Source organism: Pandoraea faecigallinarum, from assembly GCF_001029105.3.
Lineage (GTDB): Bacteria > Pseudomonadota > Gammaproteobacteria > Burkholderiales > Burkholderiaceae > Pandoraea > Pandoraea faecigallinarum.
Genome location: NZ_CP011807.3, coordinates 3,538,219 through 3,560,113, shown reverse-complemented (window position 1 = coordinate 3,560,113; position 21,895 = coordinate 3,538,219). Strand labels below are relative to the sequence as shown.

The 21,895-nt window shown below is 65.0% G+C and carries 15 protein-coding genes and 1 riboswitch; of the genes, 6 read left to right on the top strand and 9 right to left on the bottom strand.

Annotated features, from left to right (window positions below; translation table 11 throughout):
• The first annotated feature begins 146 nt into the window (after window positions 1–146).
• The gene (locus AB870_RS15520) at window positions 147–1,016 is read left to right on the top strand and encodes a LysR family transcriptional regulator (protein WP_472462562.1); all 870 of its coding nucleotides are present in this window, start codon (window positions 147–149) and stop codon (window positions 1,014–1,016) included.
• Window positions 1,017–1,213: 197 nt separating this feature from the next.
• Window positions 1,214–3,196 carry an aconitase family protein gene (locus tag AB870_RS15515; protein ID WP_047908266.1) on the top strand — a complete coding sequence of 661 codons (1,983 nt, stop codon included), beginning with the start codon at window positions 1,214–1,216 and terminating at the stop codon, window positions 3,194–3,196.
• Window positions 3,197–3,245: 49 nt separating this feature from the next.
• Here AB870_RS15515 and AB870_RS27375 read toward each other — a convergent pair whose 3' ends face one another.
• The gene (locus AB870_RS27375) at window positions 3,246–3,380 is read right to left on the bottom strand and encodes a hypothetical protein (RefSeq protein WP_257786656.1); all 135 of its coding nucleotides are present in this window, start codon (window positions 3,378–3,380) and stop codon (window positions 3,246–3,248) included.
• A 182-nt stretch (window positions 3,381–3,562) separates the two neighbouring features.
• On the opposite strand from AB870_RS27375, the gene AB870_RS15510 reads away from it, so the two are divergent.
• Window positions 3,563–4,981, top strand: coding sequence for an MFS transporter (locus AB870_RS15510; protein WP_071386890.1), 1,419 nt, complete (start codon window positions 3,563–3,565; stop codon window positions 4,979–4,981).
• 33 nt (window positions 4,982–5,014) lie between these two features.
• On the opposite strand, the gene AB870_RS15505 is transcribed toward AB870_RS15510, so the two are convergent.
• Window positions 5,015–5,938, bottom strand: coding sequence for a LysR family transcriptional regulator (locus AB870_RS15505; protein ID WP_047905407.1), 924 nt, complete (start codon window positions 5,936–5,938; stop codon window positions 5,015–5,017).
• 168 nt (window positions 5,939–6,106) lie between these two features.
• Here AB870_RS15505 and metE point away from each other — a divergent pair, with 168 nt between their 5' ends.
• Together metE and AB870_RS15495 are read left to right on the top strand one after the other, a co-directional pair.
• Window positions 6,107–8,479: a 5-methyltetrahydropteroyltriglutamate--homocysteine S-methyltransferase gene (gene metE, locus AB870_RS15500; protein WP_047905406.1), complete on the top strand. Its 2,373-nt coding sequence runs from the start codon at window positions 6,107–6,109 to the stop codon at window positions 8,477–8,479.
• 333 nt (window positions 8,480–8,812) lie between these two features.
• A complete protein-coding gene (locus AB870_RS15495; RefSeq protein WP_047905405.1) occupies window positions 8,813–9,433 on the top strand; it encodes a hypothetical protein in 621 nt (206 codons plus the stop codon).
• Window positions 9,434–9,502: 69 nt separating this feature from the next.
• Here AB870_RS15495 and pepN read toward each other — a convergent pair whose 3' ends face one another.
• Window positions 9,503–12,223, bottom strand: coding sequence for an aminopeptidase N (gene pepN / locus AB870_RS15490; protein WP_047905404.1), 2,721 nt, complete (start codon window positions 12,221–12,223; stop codon window positions 9,503–9,505).
• Window positions 12,224–12,470: 247 nt separating this feature from the next.
• Between pepN and AB870_RS15485 the strand changes: the two genes are divergently transcribed.
• Window positions 12,471–13,079: a DUF4136 domain-containing protein gene (locus AB870_RS15485; protein ID WP_047905403.1), complete on the top strand. Its 609-nt coding sequence runs from the start codon at window positions 12,471–12,473 to the stop codon at window positions 13,077–13,079.
• A gap of 113 nt (window positions 13,080–13,192) precedes the next feature.
• On the opposite strand, the gene AB870_RS15480 is transcribed toward AB870_RS15485, so the two are convergent.
• The 6 genes from AB870_RS15480 to xdhB form a co-directional block, all read right to left on the bottom strand.
• Window positions 13,193–13,750: a TMEM165/GDT1 family protein gene (locus AB870_RS15480; RefSeq protein WP_179949727.1), complete on the bottom strand. Its 558-nt coding sequence runs from the start codon at window positions 13,748–13,750 to the stop codon at window positions 13,193–13,195.
• A gap of 11 nt (window positions 13,751–13,761) precedes the next feature.
• Window positions 13,762–13,946, bottom strand: a riboswitch (yybP-ykoY riboswitch).
• Window positions 13,947–14,202: 256 nt separating this feature from the next.
• A complete protein-coding gene (gene guaD / locus AB870_RS15475; protein WP_047905401.1) occupies window positions 14,203–15,540 on the bottom strand; it encodes a guanine deaminase in 1,338 nt (445 codons plus the stop codon).
• A gap of 18 nt (window positions 15,541–15,558) precedes the next feature.
• Complete coding sequence (locus tag AB870_RS15470) at window positions 15,559–16,923, bottom strand: NCS2 family permease (protein ID WP_047908265.1); 1,365 nt, start codon at window positions 16,921–16,923, stop codon at window positions 15,559–15,561.
• Window positions 16,924–17,300: 377 nt separating this feature from the next.
• Window positions 17,301–18,341 carry an adenosine deaminase gene (locus AB870_RS15465; RefSeq protein ID WP_047905400.1) on the bottom strand — a complete coding sequence of 347 codons (1,041 nt, stop codon included), beginning with the start codon at window positions 18,339–18,341 and terminating at the stop codon, window positions 17,301–17,303.
• 126 nt (window positions 18,342–18,467) lie between these two features.
• Window positions 18,468–19,547, bottom strand: a complete 1,080-nt coding sequence (gene xdhC, locus AB870_RS15460) for a xanthine dehydrogenase accessory protein XdhC (RefSeq protein ID WP_047905399.1) — start codon at window positions 19,545–19,547, stop codon at window positions 18,468–18,470.
• Entirely contained in the window at window positions 19,547–21,886 is a 2,340-nt protein-coding gene (gene xdhB, locus AB870_RS15455) for a xanthine dehydrogenase molybdopterin binding subunit (protein ID WP_047905398.1), read from the bottom strand. Before xdhB ends, xdhC begins: the two co-directional genes overlap by 1 nt.
• Window positions 21,887–21,895 lie beyond the last annotated feature (9 nt).

Here is a 21,895-nt window from a genome sequence, read left to right as displayed (position 1 = left end):
AGCAAAAGACGTGCCCCTCGCAGGGCCGCGCCAGCCGGGCGTTTCCGGCGTTTCCGGTGTATTGCCGTACGGGTATGGAAAACCTTCTCCGCAAGCTTGACCTCACTTCTTTGCGTCTTTTCGTGGCCGTCTGTCAGGAGCGGAGCATGGCGCGCGCCGCCGAGCGTGAATTCATCGCGCCGTCGGCCATCAGCCGGCGCATTGCCGACATCGAGGCCATCGTCGGGCTTCCTCTCATCCAGCGTCATCAGCGCGGTATCACCGTCACTCCGGTGGGCGAGACGGTGCGCCGTTATGCCGAACGTATTTTAGGCACGATCGAATCGCTCGGCGCCGAACTGTCCCAATTTCATGAGGGGGCGCGCGGCAGCGTGCGCATTGCGGCGAACCTTTCGGCCATCGTGCAGTTTCTGCCGGAGGATCTTGCGGCATTCGGCCGCGTGTTTTCGGCAGTGGACGTCGAACTCGACGAGCAGCACAGCAACGAAGTGCTTCAGCGTGTGGCCGAGCGCGCGGTGGACGTGGGCATCTGCAATGCCGTCGAAGGTATCGAGGCGTTCACGATGGTGCCCTACCGCCGCGACCGGCTCGCCGTGATTCTGCCCGCCGGCCACCCCTTGGCGGCGCGCACCGGCGAAATCCCGTTCTCGGCATGTGTAGGGGAAACGCTCGTCGGCCTTCAGGGCAACAGCGCGCTCACACAGATGCTGCGTCAGCAGGCGAGCGCGGCCGGGGAGTCGTTGCGCATCAAGATTCGCGTGTCGAGTCTCGACGCCCTGTGCCGCATGGCGCATGCCGGGCTGGGCATCGCCATTGCGCCGGAGCAGGTCGGGCAGTTGTACGTCGGCAAACTCGACATCGTCGTGCGCCCGCTTACGGACGAATGGGCGCAGCGTCAACTGTGGCTGGTCTTTGCGTCGCGCGAGCAGTTGAGTGCGACAGCATCCGCCGTCGTGAATTTTCTCGCGCAGGGGCAGCAGGGGCAGCAAGACCGGCGCGCGGCGTCCGACGCATGACGGGGTAAGCGCCCCGTGCGAACGCGCAGAGCCGGCAATGCGGCAATGGCGTTTCGATGCTTCGCCGTTGGCTATCGCCATTCGCGCGCATCGTCGCCCGGCGCACCGGCTTCGCAAACGGTCACGCCGGGCTTGCCGAGACGGCACGGCAGGGCAGTGACGTGGCCGCTATGCTGTCTTCCGGAGGTCATTGCCGCATGGAAGACATCATTCGTTTCGACGGCCGCGTGCTGTTTCTGTCCGACGACCCGGCCATCGTGCGCCGTCAGATGTCGGGCGAGTCCCTTACCCGCGCTCAGGCAGGCACGCTGCGCGAGAACGTGTCCACGGACGAAATCACGCCCGTGACCGTCATGCTCACGTACGACGAGCGGCTCGGGCGCTATCCCTACGTCGGTTTCAAGGCGGGAAACGAGATGCCGATCGGCGAGCACGACGTGCGTCGCGGAGGCTTCCAGATCACGGTCGCCGGCAAGCGTTACGGCAAAGGCTCGTCGCGCGAATCGAGCCCGCTTGCGGAACTCTCGGCGGGCATTCGTCTGATCGTCGCCGAGAGTTTCGAGCGCATCTATCAGCAGAACTGCGACAACATCGGCATTCTGACGACGACCGACTTTGGCGTGCTCGATCGCATTCTGGCCGGCGAAGCCATCCCGATTACCGAATTCCTCAAAGGGCGCGATGCCCTCACGCAGCAGATCATCCGCAGCGGCGGTTTGCTCGCGTACAGCAAGTTCGCCGAGTGGCCCGCGCCTGTCGAGCGCCGCGACACGCGTGCGCGCACGCTCGTCGAGAAGATCATGGCGCGGCGCCTGCATCCGGGCACGCCGGGCGTCGAGCGTGGCGACGGCGTTTTCGTACGCGTCGACTGGCGATTCTCTCACGACTATTTCACGGGGATGTGCGCGCATCTGATGCACCGCGCCTTCGGGGAGCCGGCGGCGCTGCACGATCCCGCACGCATCATTGCGTTTCAGGACCATCTGGTGCTCGCCGCACAGAGTTTCCCGCACGTCTCGCGGGGGCTGCTGCCCGGAGTGGCGAACCTGACGAGCGGTCACCGCGAGTTCGTCGCACGCTATCCCGTGCTGGCGCACGGTCAGTTGGCCGATGACGGCGCGAGCGGCGCCGACGGCGCCGATGGCATCTGCCACGCGCTCATGGCAGAGCGCTACGCATTGCCGGGGCAGATCGTGGTCGGCACCGACTCGCACACCCCGCACGCGGGCGCACTCGGCTGTCTCGCGTTCGGTGCGGGCGCCACCGATGTCGCCAATAGCTGGGTCACGGGTTACGTGCGTTGCAAAGTGCCGCAGACGTTGCGCATCGAAATCGACGGCGCACTCAGGCCGGGTGTGACAGCGAAGGATGTCGTGCTTCATTTGCTGCACCTCGACGCGATCCGCAGCGGCGGGGCCATCGGTCTTGTCTTCGAGTATGCGGGCAGCGCGGTTCGCGACATGTCGATCGACGAGCGCGCCACGCTCACCAATATGGTTGCGGAGCTGGGCGGCTTTACCGGCATCGTCGCACCGGACGAGAAAACGGTGGCGTTCCTCAAGGAACGACGCGGCATCGACTTCACGCTCGAACCATGGATGACGAGCGACGCCGACGCGCGCTACCACGATGTGATCCGCATCGACGCCGCCTCGCTCACGCCGATGCTCGCGCGCCCGGGCGACCCCGGCAATGGCGTCCGCCTCGCGGCGCTCGAGGCTCCCGTACCCATCGACATCGCCTACGGCGGCTCGTGCACCGCCGGCAAGCGCGACGACTTCGACGCGTATCACGAGGTGCTGTCGTGGGGTGTCGCCAGGGGGTGGCGTGTCGCCCAGGGGCGCTCGCTGTTCCTGCAATTCGGCACGATGGACGTGCGCACGTATTGCGAGCAACGAGGCTATCTGAAGACGTTCGAAGCGGCGGGGGTCACGCTCATCATGCCGGGCTGCGGCGCCTGCGCGAACTGCGGTCCCGGCCAGTCGACGTCGGCCGATCAGGTCACGATCAGCGCGATCAATCGCAACTTCCCCGGACGCTCGGGGCCGGGAAGTGTCTGGCTCGCCAGTCCTTACACGGTGGCGGCGAGCGCGCTCGCCGGGCGAATCGTGAGCTTCGACGAACTCAAGGCGATGGGGGAGGGCAATAACCGGTTGCAATCGCGTGAGGCAATCACGTGAGGCAATCACGTGAGGCAATCACGTGAGGCAATCACGTGAGGCAATCGCGTCACGCACCGGCGCAAAGCCCCTCGCCGGAGGCGTTTTCGCCAGCGCGACGAATGCCGCGTTGCGTGCGCAAGCCGAAACGCCATGCTGCGCTCTGCGGCGTCGCGCAGCGTGCCGTGCCGTTGTTAATGAACATCGTAATTTTTCGCACTACGTGGCAAAGGTGACTGGCGCGGTGCCATTCGTGGCACAATTTCGGCCTCGTGCCTGTCGATTCATGGTGTAACCGGCGTCCATCGGCGATGTCGGTCAAGTGAGCAGTTCGGCCATGACCGAACGGGCCCGGAGACGATTTCCATGCCATCCCCCGACGTTTCAATGCCTTCCATGCCTCGCGCCGCTCAAGCAACGACTGCGGCAACCCGCCTGAACGCAGGCGACATTTCCGCCCGGCTCGACCGTCTGCCGCCCACCCGCACCGTCTGGATGCTGGTGGTGCTGCTCAGTCTCGGTTTCTTCTTCGAACTCTACGATCTGCTCTACACCGGCTACATTGCGCCGGGGCTCGTGAAAAGCGGCATTCTCACGCCGACGACACCGGGCCTGTTCGGCACGACCGGCGTGGCGAGTTTCATTGCCGCGCTGTTCTCGGGGCTGTTTATCGGCACCATCGCGTGCGGTTTTCTCGCCGACCGGTTCGGACGTCGCGCCGTGTTCACCGGCTCGCTGCTCTGGTACACGGTCGCGAACGTCGTCATGGCATTTCAGGAGACGGCCACCGGCGTGAACTTCTGGCGCTTCATCGTCGGTCTGGGCATCGGCGTCGAGTTGGTGACGATCGGCACCTACATCGCGGAGCTTGTGCCCAAGCAGATTCGCGGCCGTGCATTCGCCTGCGAGCAGGCCGTCGGCTTCACGGCGGTGCCGGTCGTCGCGCTGCTGTCCTACTGGCTCGTGCCGCGCGAGTTTTTCGGCCTCGAAGGCTGGCGCTGGGTGGTGCTTATCGGCGCCCATGGTGCGGTGTTCGTCTGGTGGATCCGTCGCGCGTTGCCGGAAAGCCCGCGCTGGCTGGCGCAGAAGGGGCGTCTCGACGAAGCCGGGCGCGTGCTCTCGGCGCTCGAAGCCAAAGTCGAGCGCGAGTACGGCAAACCGCTGCCGGCGCCGGGCACGCCGGAGCCGGTGGTGCCGAAGAGCGCGTTTCGCGACATGTGGGTGCCGCCGTACCGCAAGCGCGCGATCATGAGGATTCTGTTCAACATCTTCCAGACGGTGGGCTTCTACGGCTTCGCCAACTGGGTGCCCACGCTGCTCATCAAGCAGGGCATCACGGTGACGACGAGTCTCGCGTATTCGAGCGTGATCGCGCTGGCCGCGCCGGCCGGCCCGCTCATCGGCCTGTGGATGGCCGACAAGGTCGAGCGCAAGCACGCCATCGTATGGACGGCCGGCGTCGGCATCGTGTGCGGTATCGTGTTCTCGCAGGTGAGTTCGTCGTACCTGCTGATCGCAATGGGTATCGGTCTCACGCTCGCGAACAACATCATGTCGTACAGCTACCACGCGTATCAGACGGAACTGTTCCCCACGGGCATCCGCGCGCGCGCGGTCGGGTTCGTCTATTCGTGGAGCCGCTTCTCGGCGATTTTCACCGCGTTTCTGATCGCGTCGGTGCTGCGCAATTTCGGCGTGACGGGGGTGTTCGCGTTCATCTCGTGCGCGATGCTGATCGTCATGCTCTCCATCGGTCTGATGGGACCGCGCACGCGCGACATCGCACTGGAGAAGATTTCGCAATAGGCTGACGAAGCCGCGAGGCGAGCGCCCGTGGACTCAGAGCAGTTCGATCTCCGGCAGCGTCAGCAGGCTCGTCTCGCGCATGATCGAGACGAATTCGCCGATGTACGGCCGTGCGGTGATCGCCGGCAGCGTCGCCGCCCATAGCTCGGCCGTCAGCCCCCGTGGGGTGATCGGCCTTGCGCTCACGTACTTGCGTTCCAGATATCCCGTGACGGCCCAAAGCGGCAACGCCGCCAGCCCGCGGCGGCTCGCCACCAGTTGCAGGATCGCGACCGTCAGTTCGGTGGTGCGACGTGTCGGCTCGATGCCTGCCGGGCGCAGCACCTGACGCACGATATCGAGCATGTCGTCGGGCACGGGGTAGGTAATGAGCGTCTCGTCGCGAAAGTCTTCGGCATCGAGATGTGACTTGCCTGCCAGCGGATGGTCGTTTGCCATGAGCGCCATCATCTGGAAACGAAACAGCGGATGAAAATCCACCGCTTCGCCGTCCTCATGCTCCGAAATGATCGCCAGATCGGCGCGGTCTTGATGCAGCAGACCGATCGGGTCCGCATGAAAGCCCGACACGATATCCAGTTCCACTTCCGGCCAGCGCTGACGAAACGCGTCCATCGCAGGCATCAGCCAGTCGAAACAGGTGTGGCATTCCACGGCGATGCGCAGCGTGCCCTGGGTGCCCTGCGCGAGCCGGGTGAGGTCGCGTCCCGCCTCGTCGACGGCCGGCACCACCTCTTCGGCCAGGGCAAGCAGACGCTTGCCCGCCGGGGTGAACAGCAGCGGTGACGACTTGCGCACGAACAGCGGCAAGCCGTAGAAATCTTCCAATGCCTTGATCTGATGCGAGAGGGCGGACTGCGTCAGATGCAGCCACAACGCCGCACGCGAAACGCTGCCGGTGTCGCGCAGCGCCAGCAGTGTCTGCAAGTGACGAAGCTCGATGGGAGTGCGTTGCATGAATAAAAATAATGATGATCGGCAAAAACTTTCGTTTGGATAATACACGGAAGCCCCGGATACTGCCAGCCTGGGCGGGCATGTCCCGCACGCGTTCATGGACGCATAGGCTCATCAGGTGACGACGTCGTGCCCCCGAAGTCGTCGCCCCCCGCAAGGACACCCTTCATGGCTCAAGCCCACGTACTCGGATTGCCGCGCATCGGCGCGCAACGTGAACTCAAATTCGCCGTCGAGGCGTTCTGGCATGGCGGCATGGCCTCGGGCGACGTGCCGGCGTTGCTTGCCACCGGCCGCAGCATCCGGGCCGCCAACCGGCGCGCACAGCGCGACGCCGGTCTGGACTGGATCACCGTTGGCGACTTCCATTGGTACGACCAGGTACTGTCCACGCTCGCACTCGTGGGCGGGCTGCCCGAGCGCTTCGGCTTGGGTGCCGCCGACGTCACGCTGGCGGACTACTTCGCTGCCGCACGGGGCCGCGCCGGACAAAGCGCCATGGAAATGACGAAATGGTTCGATACGAACTACCACTATCTCGTGCCGGAGTACTCGCCGCGCACGCGCTTTGGCGAGGGCACTGCGTGGCTATTTGACGAAGTGGCCGAAGCGCTGGCCGAGGGGGCCAACGTCAAACCGGTACTGCTGGGGCCGGTCTCTTTGCTGTACCTCGGCAAGGAGACGGGCGGTCTGACGGATCGCCTGTTGCTGCTGCCCCGATTGTTGGCGCAATACGAGCGTGTGCTCGGCCGCCTGAAGGCGCAGGGTGTGACGTGGGTGCAGATCGACGAACCGATTCTCGCGCTCGATCTGCCCGCACCGTGGCGCGACGCCTTCATGCCCGCCTACGCGCGCTTGTCGGGCGCCGCCCCGTCGCTGTTGCTGGCGACGTACTTCGGCGACGTCAGCGAGCATGCCCCGTTGCTGGCGGCGCTGCCCGTCGGCGGAGTGCATGTCGACGTGGTGCGCGCCCCGTCGCAACTGGCGACGTTCGCTGCCGCATTTGCACAAGGTTCGCGACCTCCGCAAGGCTTGCAGGACACGCAATGGCCGCAAGCGAAGGTGCTCTCCGTCGGCGTGGTCGATGGCCGCAACGTCTGGCGCACGGACCTCGCACGCGTACGCGAGCAACTCCTGCCATTTGCGCAGGCGCTGGGGGATCGTCTGTGGATCGCATCCAGTTGCTCGTTGATGCATTGCCCGGTGGACCTCGCGCACGAAGTGCGTCTCGACAAGGAAGTGCGCTCGTGGCTCGCCTTCGCGGTGCAGAAGCTCGCGGAAGTGGCGCTGCTGCGCCGTTCGCTGGATACCGTCGAATTCGCCCGTGCCGACGTACGCGCGGCCTTCGCGGCCAATGCCACGGCACAGGCCGCGCGCCGCACATCGCCGCGAATTCACAACACTGTCGTGCAAAAGCGCCTCGCGGCTTTGCAAGATGAGCATGCGCGTCGCGCCTCGCCCTATCCGGTGCGCGCGAAGGCCCAGCGCGCATGGTTGAAACTGCCGCTGCTGCCGACGACCACGATCGGCTCGTTTCCGCAGACAGGGGCGATCCGCGAGGCGCGCGCCGCATTCCGGCGGCACGCGCTGTCGCATCTCGATTATCTGGAGACGATGCGCGCGCAGATTCGTCTGGCCATCGAGAAGCAGGAGGCCTATGGTCTGGACGTGCTGGTGCACGGGGAAGCCGAGCGCAGCGATATGGTCGAATACTTCGCCGAGCAGTTGTGGGGTTTCGCAACGACCGGGCATGGCTGGGTGCAGAGCTACGGCTCGCGTTGCGTGCGGCCGCCGGTGATCTATGGGGACGTATATCTGCCCGAGCCGATGACCGTGACATGGAGCGCTTACGCCCAGGCGCTGACCGACAAGCCGGTCAAAGGCATGCTCACCGGGCCGGTCACGATGCTGCAATGGTCGTTCGTGCGCGACGATCAGCCGCGCGAGCGCACGGCGCTGCAAATCGCTCTGGCGTTGCGCGAAGAGGTGGCGGCGCTGGAGTCGGCCGGCGTGCGTGTGATCCAGATCGACGAACCGGCATTGCGGGAAGGACTGCCGCTGCGTGAGAACGATTGGCCGGCGTATCTCGAATGGGCGGTGCGCGCGTTTCGCGTGTGCTCCTCGGGCGTGGCGGACGACACGCAGATCCACACGCATATGTGCTATTCGGCGTTCCACGACATCTTGCCGTCGATTGCCGCGCTCGACGCCGATGTGATTTCCATCGAGACCACGCGCTCCGATATGGCGCTGCTTGATGCATTCGAGGCATTCGAGGCATTCGAGGCATTCGAGTATCCGAATGGCATCGGCCCGGGCGTGTACGACATTCATTCGCCGCACGTGCCGTCGCAGGCGGAAATGGAGCGGCTGATCGAAGCGGCGTTGGCGCGGATTCCGGCGCAGCGGCTGTGGATCAACCCGGACTGCGGCCTGAAAACGCGCGACTGGGCGCAGGTCGACGGGGCGCTGACGCACATGGTCGCGGCGGCCAGGGCGGTGCGCGCACGTCTTGTCGGAGCGCAGGCGCAGGCGGCGTGAGGCGCTCCCATCGGAAAGCCGAACGCCGCCGGAGCGACATGAACTGCACCCCAAGCGTTGGACATTGATCCAATCCTTGGGGTGTTTTTCATTATGGGGTCAACCCCTCGGCTGCACACCTGTCAGGGTTGACAGGTGCGCAGCCGCCCATCGTTGACTAGACTGCGCTCCAAATAGCACGCGCACGAAATAGAACGACGACGCTAGAACGACGAAGCGAGAACGACGACGCTAGAACGACGAAGCGGCGTGCCAATGCGGGTAGCGGCACCACAGACGTAGCGCGCTCGCGGCAACGACTCAGGTTTGTGGACCAGCAGTCGGAGGTGGGGCATGGAAGCGTTCATTCTGCTTGCGCGCGGCGATCTCGTGCCGCCCGAGTCTGTCGACTTGCCCGTCGACAGGTCCATCGACACCCGCTACCCACGCGTCACGATCCACGAACAAGGGACATCCGAGCGAGGTGCTTTGCATTACGACGGCTGTATGCGCGCGTGGTGTTACGACGGCGAGGAGAAGAAGCGTTTCCTGCCGGTCGACGTTAAACTCGATTCGCTGGAGGGCTCCCCCTTCTGGTGGAGCGTGCGGGGCGAGGTGCGCTCGCCGGTAGCGTCGCACGCGGCGTTCGACGAGGCGCTGCGGCTCACGTTTCGCTCGAACCTTCCGAACGGCACCTACGATGTCGAGAGTCCGCCCGACGCCAACGTCACGATGATCTATCAGTTGACGTTTCGCGATCCTCCGAACTATCCGGGGCAGGACGTTCACCTCACGATCAGTGCAATGAGCGGCAAGGTGACACTGTGCAACGATCCCGCGAACTACCTGATGGCGGGAGCGTTCGACGAGGTGGTCATCCCGGTGCCCGCGCTGCGGCCGTTGATTGGCGCAGGGCCGCGGTGGCCCTACAAGATTTACGTCAGATGCGGATACTTCGAGGTCATGCGGCCGTAAGACTTAACGCGTGAGGTGTGAGGCAGGGCGCGTGGAGCATAAAGCCGTTACCGCATGACCGGCCATCGATCAGGCGAGCGCCTTTTCGACGATCTCGCGCACGTCCTTCGACAGCGCTTTGTGTTGCGCCACTTGTTGCAACGCGTCGCGCATGCGCTCGCGCAGGGCGGGCGTGTATTTGCGCCAGCGGTCGAGCACCCGTGCAAGACGGGCGGCGACCTGCGGATTGAGGGCGTCGAGCGCGAGGACCTGTTCCGCCCAGAACCGGTAGCCCGAACCGTCCGCCGCATGGAACTGCGCCGGATTGCCGCTACAGAAGCTGAAAATCAGCGAGCGGGCGCGATTCGGATTCTTCAGCGTGAACGCCGGGTGACGCATCAGGGCGCGCACGGCGTCGATCACGCAATGGCTGCCGTCGCCGCGTTGCATGGCTTGCAGCGCGAACCATTTGTCGATGGCCAGCGGCTCGTTCTCGAAGCGCTGATAGAAGTCCACGAGCGCCTCGGCCGCGTGGTTCGGGCCGTGGGCGGCGTCGCCCTCTCGCGCGGCACCTCCGCGCTGCACGAGTGCCGTGAGGGCGGCGAAGCGGTCCGTCATGTTGTCGGCCGAGTCGTACTGCGTACGCGCCGTTTGTGCGGCACCGGCGTCCGAGAGTTCCATCAGATACGACAGCGCAAGGTTCTTCAGCGCGCGTTCGCCGGCCGAGGCGGCATCCGGCTGATACGGGCCGGGCACGCGATGGTTGTGATAAGCGGCGAGCCACTCCGTATGCAGCGACGCCGCGAGGCGCTGACGCAGGTACTGACGCGCGGCATGAATTGCCGCCGGATCGATCTCCGTCATCTGTTCGCCGAGGTACGACTCGGCCGGCAGCGTGAGCGCCTGTGCGCGGAACGCCGGATCGAGCGTTTCGTCGCGCAGCACCTGACGGAAGGCTTCGAGCACGTAGCTGTCCACGCTCGGCAACTGGCCCATCTGAATCGATTCGACGAGGGCGAGCAATTGACGTGTTGCCAGTCGCTGCCCCGCTTCCCAGCGGTTGAACGGATCGCTGTCGTGCGCCATCAGGAACGCGAGCTCGTCGATGGTGTATTCGTGTTCGACGATCACCGGCGCCGAGAAACCGCGCAGCAGCGATGGCATCGGCGTATGCGGCACGTCGACGAACGTGAAACTCTGGCGCTCCTGCGTGAAGTCGAGCACGCGCGTGGTGGACGCTGCCGTGCCGGAAGTGTCGGACGCTTCGCCGGCCAGGCGCAGCGCCATATCGCGTCCGTCGCGATCGAGCAGGCCGACGGCGAACGGAATGTGGAACGGCTGCTTGACCAGCGTTTCGTCCTGCAACTCGACGCCGACCTTCGGGCAGCGCTGCGTGAGCGTGAGGGTGTACGTGCGGGCGGCTTCGTCATAGACGGCATCGACCGTCACACGTGGCGTGCCGGCCTGGCTGTACCAGCGGCCGAACTGCGTCAGATCGCGCTGGTTGGCGTCGGCCATGGCGGCCCGGAAGTCGTCGCAGGTCACGGCCTGCCCGTCGTGACGTTCGAAGTACAGGTCCATGCCACGGCGGAAACCGTCGCGACCGAGCAGCGTCTGGTACATGCGCACGACTTCCGCGCCCTTTTCGTAGACGGTGACGGTGTAGAAGTTATTGATTTCGACATAGCTCTCCGGGCGTACCGGATGCGCCATGGGGCCGGCGTCTTCGGGGAACTGTGCCTGACGCAGCACGCGTACGTCGTCGATACGCTTGACGGCGCGGCCCGACTCGGAACCCATCATGTCGGCGGAGAATTCCTGATCGCGGAAGACGGTCAGGCCTTCCTTGAGGCTCAACTGGAACCAGTCGCGGCACGTCACACGGTTGCCGGTCCAGTTATGGAAGTACTCGTGGCCCACAACGGCTTCGATGTTGCTGAAGTCGTCGTCGGTCGCCGTGGCCGCGTCGGCCAGCACGTACTTCGTGTTGAAGATGTTCAGGCCCTTGTTCTCCATCGCGCCCATGTTGAAGTCGCTCACCGCGACGATCATGAAGCGATCGAGGTCGAGCACACGGCCGAAGCGCTCCTCGTCCCAGCGGATCGAGTTGATGAGCGAATGCATGGCGTGTTCGGTCTTGTCGAGATCCTGCGGCTGCACCCAGACCTGGAGCAGTTTCTCGCGGCCGTCGCCCGCCACGATGCGGTCCTCACGGCACACCAGTCGGCCCGCGACGAGCGCGAAAAGATAGCTCGGCTTCTTGAACGGGTCGTCCCACACCGCAAAATGGCGGCCGTCGGGCAAGTCGCCCTTGTCGATCAGGTTCCCGTTGGCGAGCAGCACCGGATACGCTTCGCGGTCGGCGCGCAGCGTGACGGTGTACGTGGCCATCACGTCGGGACGGTCGAGGAAATAGGTGATCTTGCGAAAGCCCTCGGCCTCGCACTGCGTGAAGAAGTTGCCGCCGGAGACGTACAACCCCATGAGCGAGGTGTTCTCCTGGGGACGGCAACGCGTGACGAGCATCAGTTCGAAGGCCTGCGGCGGCGCTTCCACCGTCAGCATTTCGTCGCCGGTCCGGTAGCCGGACCACGGCTTGCCGTCGATTTCGAGGCTGACCAGTTGCAGCCCCTGGCCCACGAGTTCGAGGTCGCCCCCAGGCCCGGCAGGATTGCGATGCACGCGCAACCGGCTGGTTACGGTGGTCACATCGGGGGCGAGATCGAAGTCGAGTTGGACGGTGTCGATCAAATACGCCGGGGGCGTATAGTCGGAGCGTTGAATGACACCTGCAAGGTCGGTTCTGAGCATGGACGGTATTGTGCGGACGGCCAAGGATTCACAAATTGTAACGGAGTGGCGCAACCTTAGCGTCCAAGCCGCTCATTTGCTGAATTTTCGCCTCATGCCTGCGTCAAATGATCCGGATGTGCGCGAGGTGCCGTCCTATGCTTAAATCGTCGCAGGTTGCCCGCCGCAGCGAGCGCATCGGCCGCGTCGGAACGATGCCGGCGGGCGTGCCTGCGGCATCGCCGTCTCAACTCGGGAGTCGTGAATCATGTGGAAACGATGGGGAATGGCGACGTTGGCCGTCGCCAGCGTCTTGCTGGCCGGGTGTGCCAGCACGGTCACCAGTCAGGTGACTGCGTTCGGTAATTCGCCGGGTTTCGAAGGTCCGCGGACCTACGCCCTTACGCGTACCCCCGAGCAACAGAACAATCAGGAGCACGCCACGTATGAGCAGTGGCTGCGTGCGCGTCTCGCGGGTGATGGTTTCAGTGAGCAAAGCGCGGCGAGCGCGCATTATCTGATCGGCATGAGCTACGGCATTCAGCAGCAGATGATGCGCGTGACGGAGCCGGCCTACGACCCGATGTTCGCGCCCGGTCCCTGGGGGCCGTGGGGACGCCCGTGGGGCTGGTACGGTTATCCGTACGGTGCGCCGCCCGCCTATGTGCAGCGGGACTATCCCTATGCGCTGGCCGGTTTGCAGTTGCGTTTCACCGACCGCGCCACTGGCAAGGAGGTGTACCGCGTGCAGGCGGACACGAGCGATGCCGGCACGTCGATGGCCTCGGCCATGCCGTTCCTGATCGATGCGGCGCTCAGGCAGTTGCCATTCCCGAGCGGGCAGACCGTGAACGTGCAGCAGAAGGTCGGGAAGTAATCGCGACGTCGCCGGAAAGTCGTCGCCGGAAAGTCGTTCACCGCGGGGGAGCGGCCGATCCCGGGCCGCTTCCCCATGTCGCTGTGTCGCCTATGTCGGTGGCGTGGTTGCGGTCACTGCATCAACGTGACGATGCCCAGCACCAGGAAGATCACCGCGGCCACGGCGTGCACCGCACGCGTGGGCAGGCGTCCCGAGAACTTGTGCCCGACGAGCACCGCGGGCACGTTCGCCAGCATCATGCCGAGCGTGGTCCCGGCAACGACACCGAAGAAGTCCTGATAGCGCGCGGCGAGCATCACCGTCGCGATCTGCGTCTTGTCGCCCATCTCGGCGATGAAGAACGTGATGACGGTCGACAGGAAGACGCCGAACTTGCGCCGCATATTGGTCTCCTCGTCGTCGAGCTTGTCGGGCACGAGGATCCAGATCGCCATGCCGATGAAGGAGGCCACCACGGCCCATTTCATGATCGTGGGATTGATGGCTGTCGAAAGCCATTCGCCGAGCGCGCCGGCGAAGCCGTGATTCACGAGCGTGGCGACGAAAATCCCGAGAATGATCGGCACGGGCTTCTTGAAGCGCGCAGCGAGCACGAGGGACAACAATTGGGTTTTATCGCCGATTTCGGCAAGCGCGACCACACCGGTCGATACGAGGAACGGGGACACCTTTTTTCTCCGCCGGGCCGTGTAATTGCGAGCCAATGACAATGCATCCCGGCCCGGTTGGCGGAAGCATCGTCATCGGTCTCGCCAGGCCCGAGGGCTGCGCACGCCATAGCCGGAACCGGCCAAGTTTGTTGACGTACGCCCCTGCCGAAGACAAATGTCTATGTCAGGGCGGCTACTCCCCAATGAATCGGAGCGGATTATAGCATTGGCGAGCGGCACTCGCGCAAGCCTCGCGTTCGGTGCGAAGCGGTGCAGCGCGAGCGCCGCAACAAAAAAGGGCAGCCATGCGGCTGCCCAAGGAGATCCCCGGCCGTATGCCCCTTGCGCACGGCCGGCGACCGCGTGGGCGCGGCTGTCGAGCCAAGGCGACGACATCCGCTCTCACGCGTAAGACATCGGTAAGACATCTGCAAAACATCGATGCATCGAGGGGCGATGCGCCGGATCCGTCAGTGTGCGGCGCGACGATGCACCGGCTTGCCCGCCGCATACGTCGTGGCAATTGCCCGGTCGTCGCCCAGCATGGCGAACGCGAACAGCAACTCTTCGAGCGACTCGGCGAGCGCCGTGCGCCGTGCGAGTAGCGGGGTTGCCTTCGGATCGAGCACCACGAAATCGGCCTCGGCCCCCACGGCCAGCGTGCCGATGGTGCCGTGCAGATCCAGCGCGTGCGCCGCGCCCTCCGTTGCCAGATAGAACATGCGCTCGGCGCTGAGGTGGTAGCCCGACAGGCGCGCCACCTTGTGCGCCTCGTTCATCGTCTGCAACATCGAGAAGGTCGAGCCGCCGCCCACGTCCGTGGCAAGCGTGACCGGCATGCGCGTGGCTTCCGCGGCCGCGAAGTCGAACAGACCGCTGCCGAGGAACTGGTTCGACGTCGGGCAATGCGCGGCGACCGTTCCCGTCTCGAACATGCGGCGGCGATCATGCTCGTCGAGCCAGATGCAGTGGCCGTACACGGCACGCTTGCGCAGCAGCTTGTAATGGTCGTAGACGTCGAGATAGCTGCGGTGTCCGGGAAACAGCGAGCGGACCCATTCGACTTCGTCCGTGTTCTCCGCGACGTGGCTCTGGATGAACACGTCCCGATACTGCCCGGCGAGTTCGCCGCATACGCCCAACTGCGCTTCGGTCGACGTCGGCGCGAAGCGCGGCGTGAGTGCGTAGAGCTGACGCCCCTTGTTGTGCCAGCGCTGGATCAGTGCCTCGCTGTCGCGGGCGCCGCTCTCGGCCGTGTCGCGCAGGAAGTCCGGGCAATTGCGATCCATCATCACCTTGCCCGCGATCATGCGCAGATTGCGCGAATCGCTTTCCTTGAAGAAGGCGTCCGCCGAGCCGGGATGCACGGTGCAGTACACCAGTGCGCTCGTGGTGCCGCCGCGCAGCAGTTCGTCGAGGAAGAACCGGGCGACATCCGCCGCGTACTCCGGATTCTCGAAACGGCGCTCGGTCGGGAACGTGTACTTCTCGAGCCATGGCAGCAGCCCGGGCGCGGGCGACGCGATCATATCCGTTTGCGGATAGTGGATGTGCGTATCGATGAAGCCCGGCGTGATCACCTTGTCGCGCAGGTCTTCGACGGGCGTACCGGCGGGCAGTGTCGGGGCTACCCTGGCGTAATCGCCCACGGCGGTGATGCGCCCGTTCTCGAAGGCGACGATGCCGTCGGTGTGGTGCACCGTGCCGGGCGTGCCGTCGAGATAGGCGCGCGCGGGATCGTGCGTGAAGTAGACCAGTTGCGCGCGTACGGCACGTACGCCGTGCGTGGCTTGATTTGCGGTGGACATAATCGGGTCCTTCTGTCGTTACATTTGCGTGAGCAGCAGCACGGCCAGCGCTGCGACGACCCACATCGCGGGCTTGATTTCCTTGATGCGTCCCGTGAACAGCTTGAGGACGACGAACGCAAGGAAGCTGTACGCGATGCCGTCGGTGATCGAATACGAAATCGGAATCATCACCAGCGCGATGAAACTCGGGATGGCTTCGTCCATCCGGTGCCATTCGATGCGCGCCACGGATTCCATCATAAACACACCCACGAGAATCAGGGCGGGCGCCGTGGCAATGGCCGGCACGAGCGAGAGCATCGGCGAGAGGAACAGGAACGGCAGGAACAGCAGGGCGCACACCACGGCAGTCAGGCCGGTGCGCCCGCCCTGCGCGATACCGGCGGCCGATTCGATGTAGGCGTTCGCCGGGCTCGTGCCGAGCGGGCCGGAGATCAGCACCGAGAACGAGTCGACGATCATCGCCTGACGCATGTTGCGCGGATTGCCGTCGCGATCTTTCATGTTGCCCGCTTCGGCAATGCTCATGAAGGTCGAGAGGGTATCAAAGAACGCCGTGAACAGCATCACGAAGATGAACGGCAGGTACGCCACCTTCAGCGCGCCCAGCAGATCGAGCTGGCCGATACCCGAGAAGTCGGGAGCCGCGAAGAAGCCCTGGAAGTTCACCAGCGTGGCCGTGGCGATTTCCTTGGGAAAGTACGCACTGCCGTCGCCCCACAACCGCCCGATGGGCACGGCCATGAGCGTAGTAACGACGATGCCGATCATCAGCGCGCCATTCACGCGGCGCGCGACGAGTACGGTCGTGAGCGCCAGCCCGATGAGAAAGGTCACCGTGGGCGGGGACAGATGCGCGAGACGCACCACCGTCACCGGATCGCTCACCACCAGCTTCGCATTGACGAGCCCGATCACGGTAATGAACAGGCCGATGCCGCAGGAGATCGCGTAGCGCAGGTTGGCGGGAATCGCTTCGACGACGAAGCGTCGCACATTCAGCGCCGCGAGCAGCGCAAAGAGAATGCCCGACCAGAACACGCAGCCCAGTGCGGTCTGCCACGGCATGCCGACACCGTGCACCATCGTGAACGCGAAAAGGGCGTTGAGCCCCATGCCGGGGGCAACCAGCACCGGATTGCGCGCGTAGAGACCCATCGCGCAACTGCCGAAGAAGCTGATGAGCACCGTGGCCGTGAGAGCCGCCGGAAAGGCCATGCCCGTCTTCGACAGAATGGCCGGGTTCACGACGATGATGTACATCGCAGCGAGGAAAGTCGTGATACCCGCTATCACTTCGGTGCGCAAGGTCGAGCCGAGTGCCGTGATACCGAAATAACGGTCGAGCGCGGGCACCGGTTGCGCGCCCGCCACGCGCATGTTGTCGAGCGCCGCATCGGATGCGGTGTGGGCTTGCGTCTGGGCCTGGGGCAGGCCCAGGTCACGACTCGCCGGGGGGCTGAGCGATGAGTCCATGGGGTGTTGTCTCCGATATGTTCTATGTGAATGCGCCTGGCGTCGGCGGTGTGGGGGCACCTTCGACGCGTATCAGGGCACGCTCGAAAAATAGCATCGGGTCCCGGTGAAAATATTCCTCATGCGGAATGTTCCACATCATCGGCAGGTAATGTGGGCGCGCCGCACGCGCGCGGCCCGACCGATCAGGCCGTGCGCCCATAAAAAAACGCCCGAATGATTCGGGCGTTCGTGCTGGCGTAGACCCGGCGCAGACGCTCAGCCGCCGCTGCCGCAGCCGGTCACTGCGCCTGGGCTGCGCGGAATTGCTCCAGCTCGCCGACCAGACGGCGCTTCTCGGCATCGTCGATGAACGACGCCTCGAAGCTGTTCCTTGCCATTGTGTAAGCATCGTCGAGCGTCATGTCGAGCGCGTCGAAGGTGGCGAGGAAATTGTCGTTCAGGTAGCCGCCGAAGTAGGCGGGATCGTCGGAGTTGATCGTCACGGCGAGCCCGCGCTTGAGCAACTGGTGCAGGGTGTGCTGTCCCATGTGGTCGAACACCTTGAGACGCACATTCGAGAGCGGGCACACCGTCAGTGCGATTTTTTCGCGAGCCAGACGTGCCAGCAGCGCTTCGTCTTCGATGGCCCGCACGCCGTGATCGACGCGCTCCACACGCAGCATGTCCAGGGCTTCATGGATGTACTCGGGCGGCCCTTCCTCGCCGGCGTGCGCCACGATACGCAGGCCGAGCGCGCGGCAGCGCTCGAACACGCGGGCGAACTTGTTGGGCGGATGCCCCTGTTCCGACGAGTCGAGTCCCACGCCCACGAGACGATGCCCGTGGCTGTTGAAGTACGGCAGCGCCGTTTCCAGCGTTTGCAGGGCGTCGTCTTCCGGGAGATGACGCAGGAAGCACAGAATCAGACGGCTCGTGATGCCGTCTCGCGCCTGGGCTTCGGCCAGCGCGCGTTCGATGCCGTTCACCACGGTGGCCATCGACACGCCGCGGGACGTGTGGGTCTGCGGGTCGAAAAAGATCTCCGCATGACGGATGTTGTCGGCGGCCGCGCGTTGCATGTAGGCGCGCGTCATATCGTAGAAGTCGTCTTCGGTGAGCAGCACGCTCGCGCCCGCGTAGTAGATGTCCAGAAACGACTGGAGATCGGTGAAGGCGTATGCATCGCGCAGGGCTTGCACGCTGGGATAAGGCAGCGCGACGCGATTTCGCTCGGCAAGCCGGAAGATCAGTTCGGGCTCCAGCGTGCCTTCGATGTGCAGATGCAGTTCCGCCTTGGGCATGGCGCAAAGGGTTCTCGCGAGTTCTGGCGTGAGGGGCATGGCGGTGTCTTGTTCAGGGGGATGGGCGGGATTCTACCGTCGCAGGCGATTGCCGGTCACGCATGCAAGGGCGGCGCGGGCGCGAAACGTTCGAAGCGCTCGAAGCGTTCGAAGCAGAACCCCGGTTCAGACGGCAACGCCATTGTCGGACATGGCGGCCGGCCCGCTCTGACGCATTTGCTGCTCGCGCACGCGCAACAGCTGTGCGGCGAGCGCAATCGCAATCGTCGCGGGAGCCTTGCCGGTGATGCCTGCCACGCCGATGGGGCATATCATCTGCTCGAAACGCTCCGGCGGCACGCCGCGCTCGCGCAAACGATGCTCGAACTGGCGACGCTTGGTCATCGACCCGATCAGTCCGAAATAGGCGAAATCGTCGCGTTTGAAGATCGCCTCGCACAGGCGCTGGTCGAGCGCATGGTTATGCGTCATGACGAGGAAATACGCGCCGGGCGGCGCTTCGGCCACGAGCGCTTCGGGCGTGTCGGTCGACTCGACGACGGTATTGGGCGGCACCGATTCGGGAAACGTCTCGGTGCGCTCGTCGGCCCACGTCACGCGGCACGGTAGCGTGGCGAGCACCTGTACGACGGCCTGTCCCACGTGCCCGGCGCCGAACAGCACGATATGAAAATCGCTCGGCGCAAGCCGTTCGGAGAGCCACAGCCAGCCGTCGCTGGCTTGCCAGAAGGCGCAGGCCGCATCGTCGGCGTCGCGCGTGAGGGTGTGCGGATGCGCGAGCGGTTCGCCGGCATCGAGTTCGCTCAGCAGGACCGGCCCGCCTTGCTGCTGGCTCGCCGCGGCGTCGGCCCCGGGTGCGCCGAACGCCACACTGCGCAAGCTGGCTTCGCCCGCGGCAAGACGCTTGTGCAGTGCGCTCACCCAGGCCAGATCGGCCAGCGTGAGGACTTCGAAGGCGAGGGTGACGGCCCCGCCGCAGCACTGCCCCAAACTCGGGCCGAGCGCGAAACGCTCGACGTGCCGCGCGCCCTGCTGCCCGTACTGGCGCAGCAACTGACGTGCGACGTCCATCGCCCGCCATTCGAGATGCCCGCCGCCGATCGTCTCCCATACGTGTTCGCGCGTAACGAGCAGATGGGTGCCCGCTTCGCGCGGCGCAGAGCCTTCCACGCGCGCGATCGTCACCAATACCGCGGCTTCACCGCGAACGAGCAGCTTGTGGGCGGCGTCGACCCAGCGATGCATCAGGCGGCGCTCCGTGTGCGCAATTCGGTGATCGCCATGAGCAACGCTTCGGACGTTGCCGGCGCGTTGAGCACCGGTTCGTCGCGATAGTCGTTCACACTGGCCACGGCATCGCGCAGGGCGTTGAACACCGAGAACGGCAACAACAGCGGCGGCTCGCCCACCGCCTTCGAGCGGTGGATCGAATCCATGACGTTGGCGTTCTCATACAGCGCCACGCGGAAGTCCGTCGGGCAATCGCTGATGCCGGGAATCTTGTAGGTGGACGGGGCGTGCGTCATGAGCTTGCCGTCCTTGTTCCACCACAGTTCTTCCGTCGTTAGCCAGCCCATGCCCTGGATGAACGCCCCTTCGACCTGCCCGATGTCGAGCGCAGGGTTGATCGACTTGCCGGCGTCGTGCAGTACGTCGGCACGCAGCAGACGCCATTCGCCGGTGAGCGTGTCGAGAACGACTTCCGAGACGGCCGCACCGTAGGCAAAGTAGAAGAACGGATTGCCGTTCATCGTCTTGGCGTCCCACGACAGCCCGGGGGTGGCGTAGAAGCCGTCGGACCAGAGCTGCACGCGCGCCCAGTAGGCGGCTTCCACGAGGTCGGGGAAGGGCACGTCGTTGCCGTTCGCGCTGACGACCCCGTTGGCGAAACGCACGTCGTCCGCCGAGCCGCCGTACTTCTGCGCGGCGAAGGCGGCAAGACGCTGCCGGATCTGCCATGCGGCGTTCTGCGCCGCCTTGCCGTTCAGGTCGGCGCCGGTGGATGCGGCGGTGGCCGACGTGTTCGCGACCTTGCTCGTGTCGGTGGCCGTCACACGCACGTGCGAGAGGTCGACACCGAGTTCGTGCGCGACGACCTGCGCCACCTTGGTGTTCAGGCCCTGCCCCATCTCCGTGCCACCGTGGTTCACGAGCATCGAGCCGTCGCGGTAGACGTGGACGAGCGCGCCGGCCTGATTGAAGGCCTGCACGTTGAACGAGATGCCGAACTTCAGGGGCGTGAGCGCGAGCCCTTTTCGCAGCACCGGACTCGTGCGGTTGAACTCGCGCACGGCGTCGCGACGCGCGCGGTAATCGCTCGTGCGCTCCAGTTCCGCGACCAGTTCGTGAATGATGTTGTCCTTCACGACTTGCCCGTACGGCGTGACGTTGCGCTCGGTCTTGCCGTAGAAATTGACGCGGCGAACGTCGAGCGCATCCTTGCCCAGACGTCGCGCAATGGCGTCTTGCAGCACTTCCATGATGAGCGCGCCCTGCGGGCCGCCGAAGCCACGGAATGCGGTGTTCGATTGCGTGTTGGTCTTGCCGCACAGGGCGCGCAGATCGGCGTCCGGTACGTAGTACGCGTTGTCGAAGTGGCAGATGGCGCGTGTGGCGACCGGACCGGAGAGGTCGGCCGAGAAGCCCGCGCGCAGCGTCATGTCGACCTTGGCGGCGGTGATGCGGCCCTCGTCGTCGAAGCCCACGTCGTATTCGAAATAGAAGCCGTGACGCTTGCCCGTCATCATGAAGTCGTCGTCGCGATCCAGACGCAGCTTCACAGGGCGCTTCAGGCGTGTCGCGCACAGCGCGGCCACGCAGGCGAACAGGCCCGATTGCGATTCCTTGCCGCCGAAGCCGCCGCCCATGCGGCGGCATTCGACCTGCACCTGATGGCTATGCCAGCCCAGTGCATGCGAGACGAGCGCCTGCATCTCGGTCGGGTGCTGCGTCGAGCAATAGAGATGAAGGCCGTCGTTTTCCTTGGGAATCGCGTACGAAATTTGCCCTTCGAGGTAGAACTGCTCCTGTCCGTTACATTCGAACGTGCCGCTCAGACGGTTCGCCGAGGCTTGCAGGGCGGCGTCGGCATCGCCGCGACGCAGGTGCATCGGCGGGATCACGCCCGCGCCGGCCGCCTTGGCCGCCTGCGGCGTGAGGATGGCAGGAAGGTCCTCGTATTCGCCCTTGGCCAGACGCGCTGCGCGGCGTGCGGCGTCGTGCGACTCGGCGACCACCGCGAACATCGGTTGACCGATGTACTGGACGACGCCGTCCGCGAGGATCGGATCGTCGTGGACGAGCGGGCCGCAGTCGTTCACGCCGGGGATGTCGGCAGCGGTGAGCACGGCGACCACGCCCGGAGCGCGCCGCACGGCGTCCAGATCGAGCGAGAGGATGCGGGCATGGGCCTTGGGCGACGGGCCGAGTGCGCAATGCAGCGTGCCTTGCAACTCGGGAATGTCGTCGGTGTAGGTGGCTTCACCGCACACGTGGAGTTCAGCGGACTCGTGCGTGCGCGAGCGGCCGACCTGCGCGGCGGCCGGAGCGGCGTGCGTCATGAAGCCTTCGACTTGCGTGTTCATGGGGCGGCT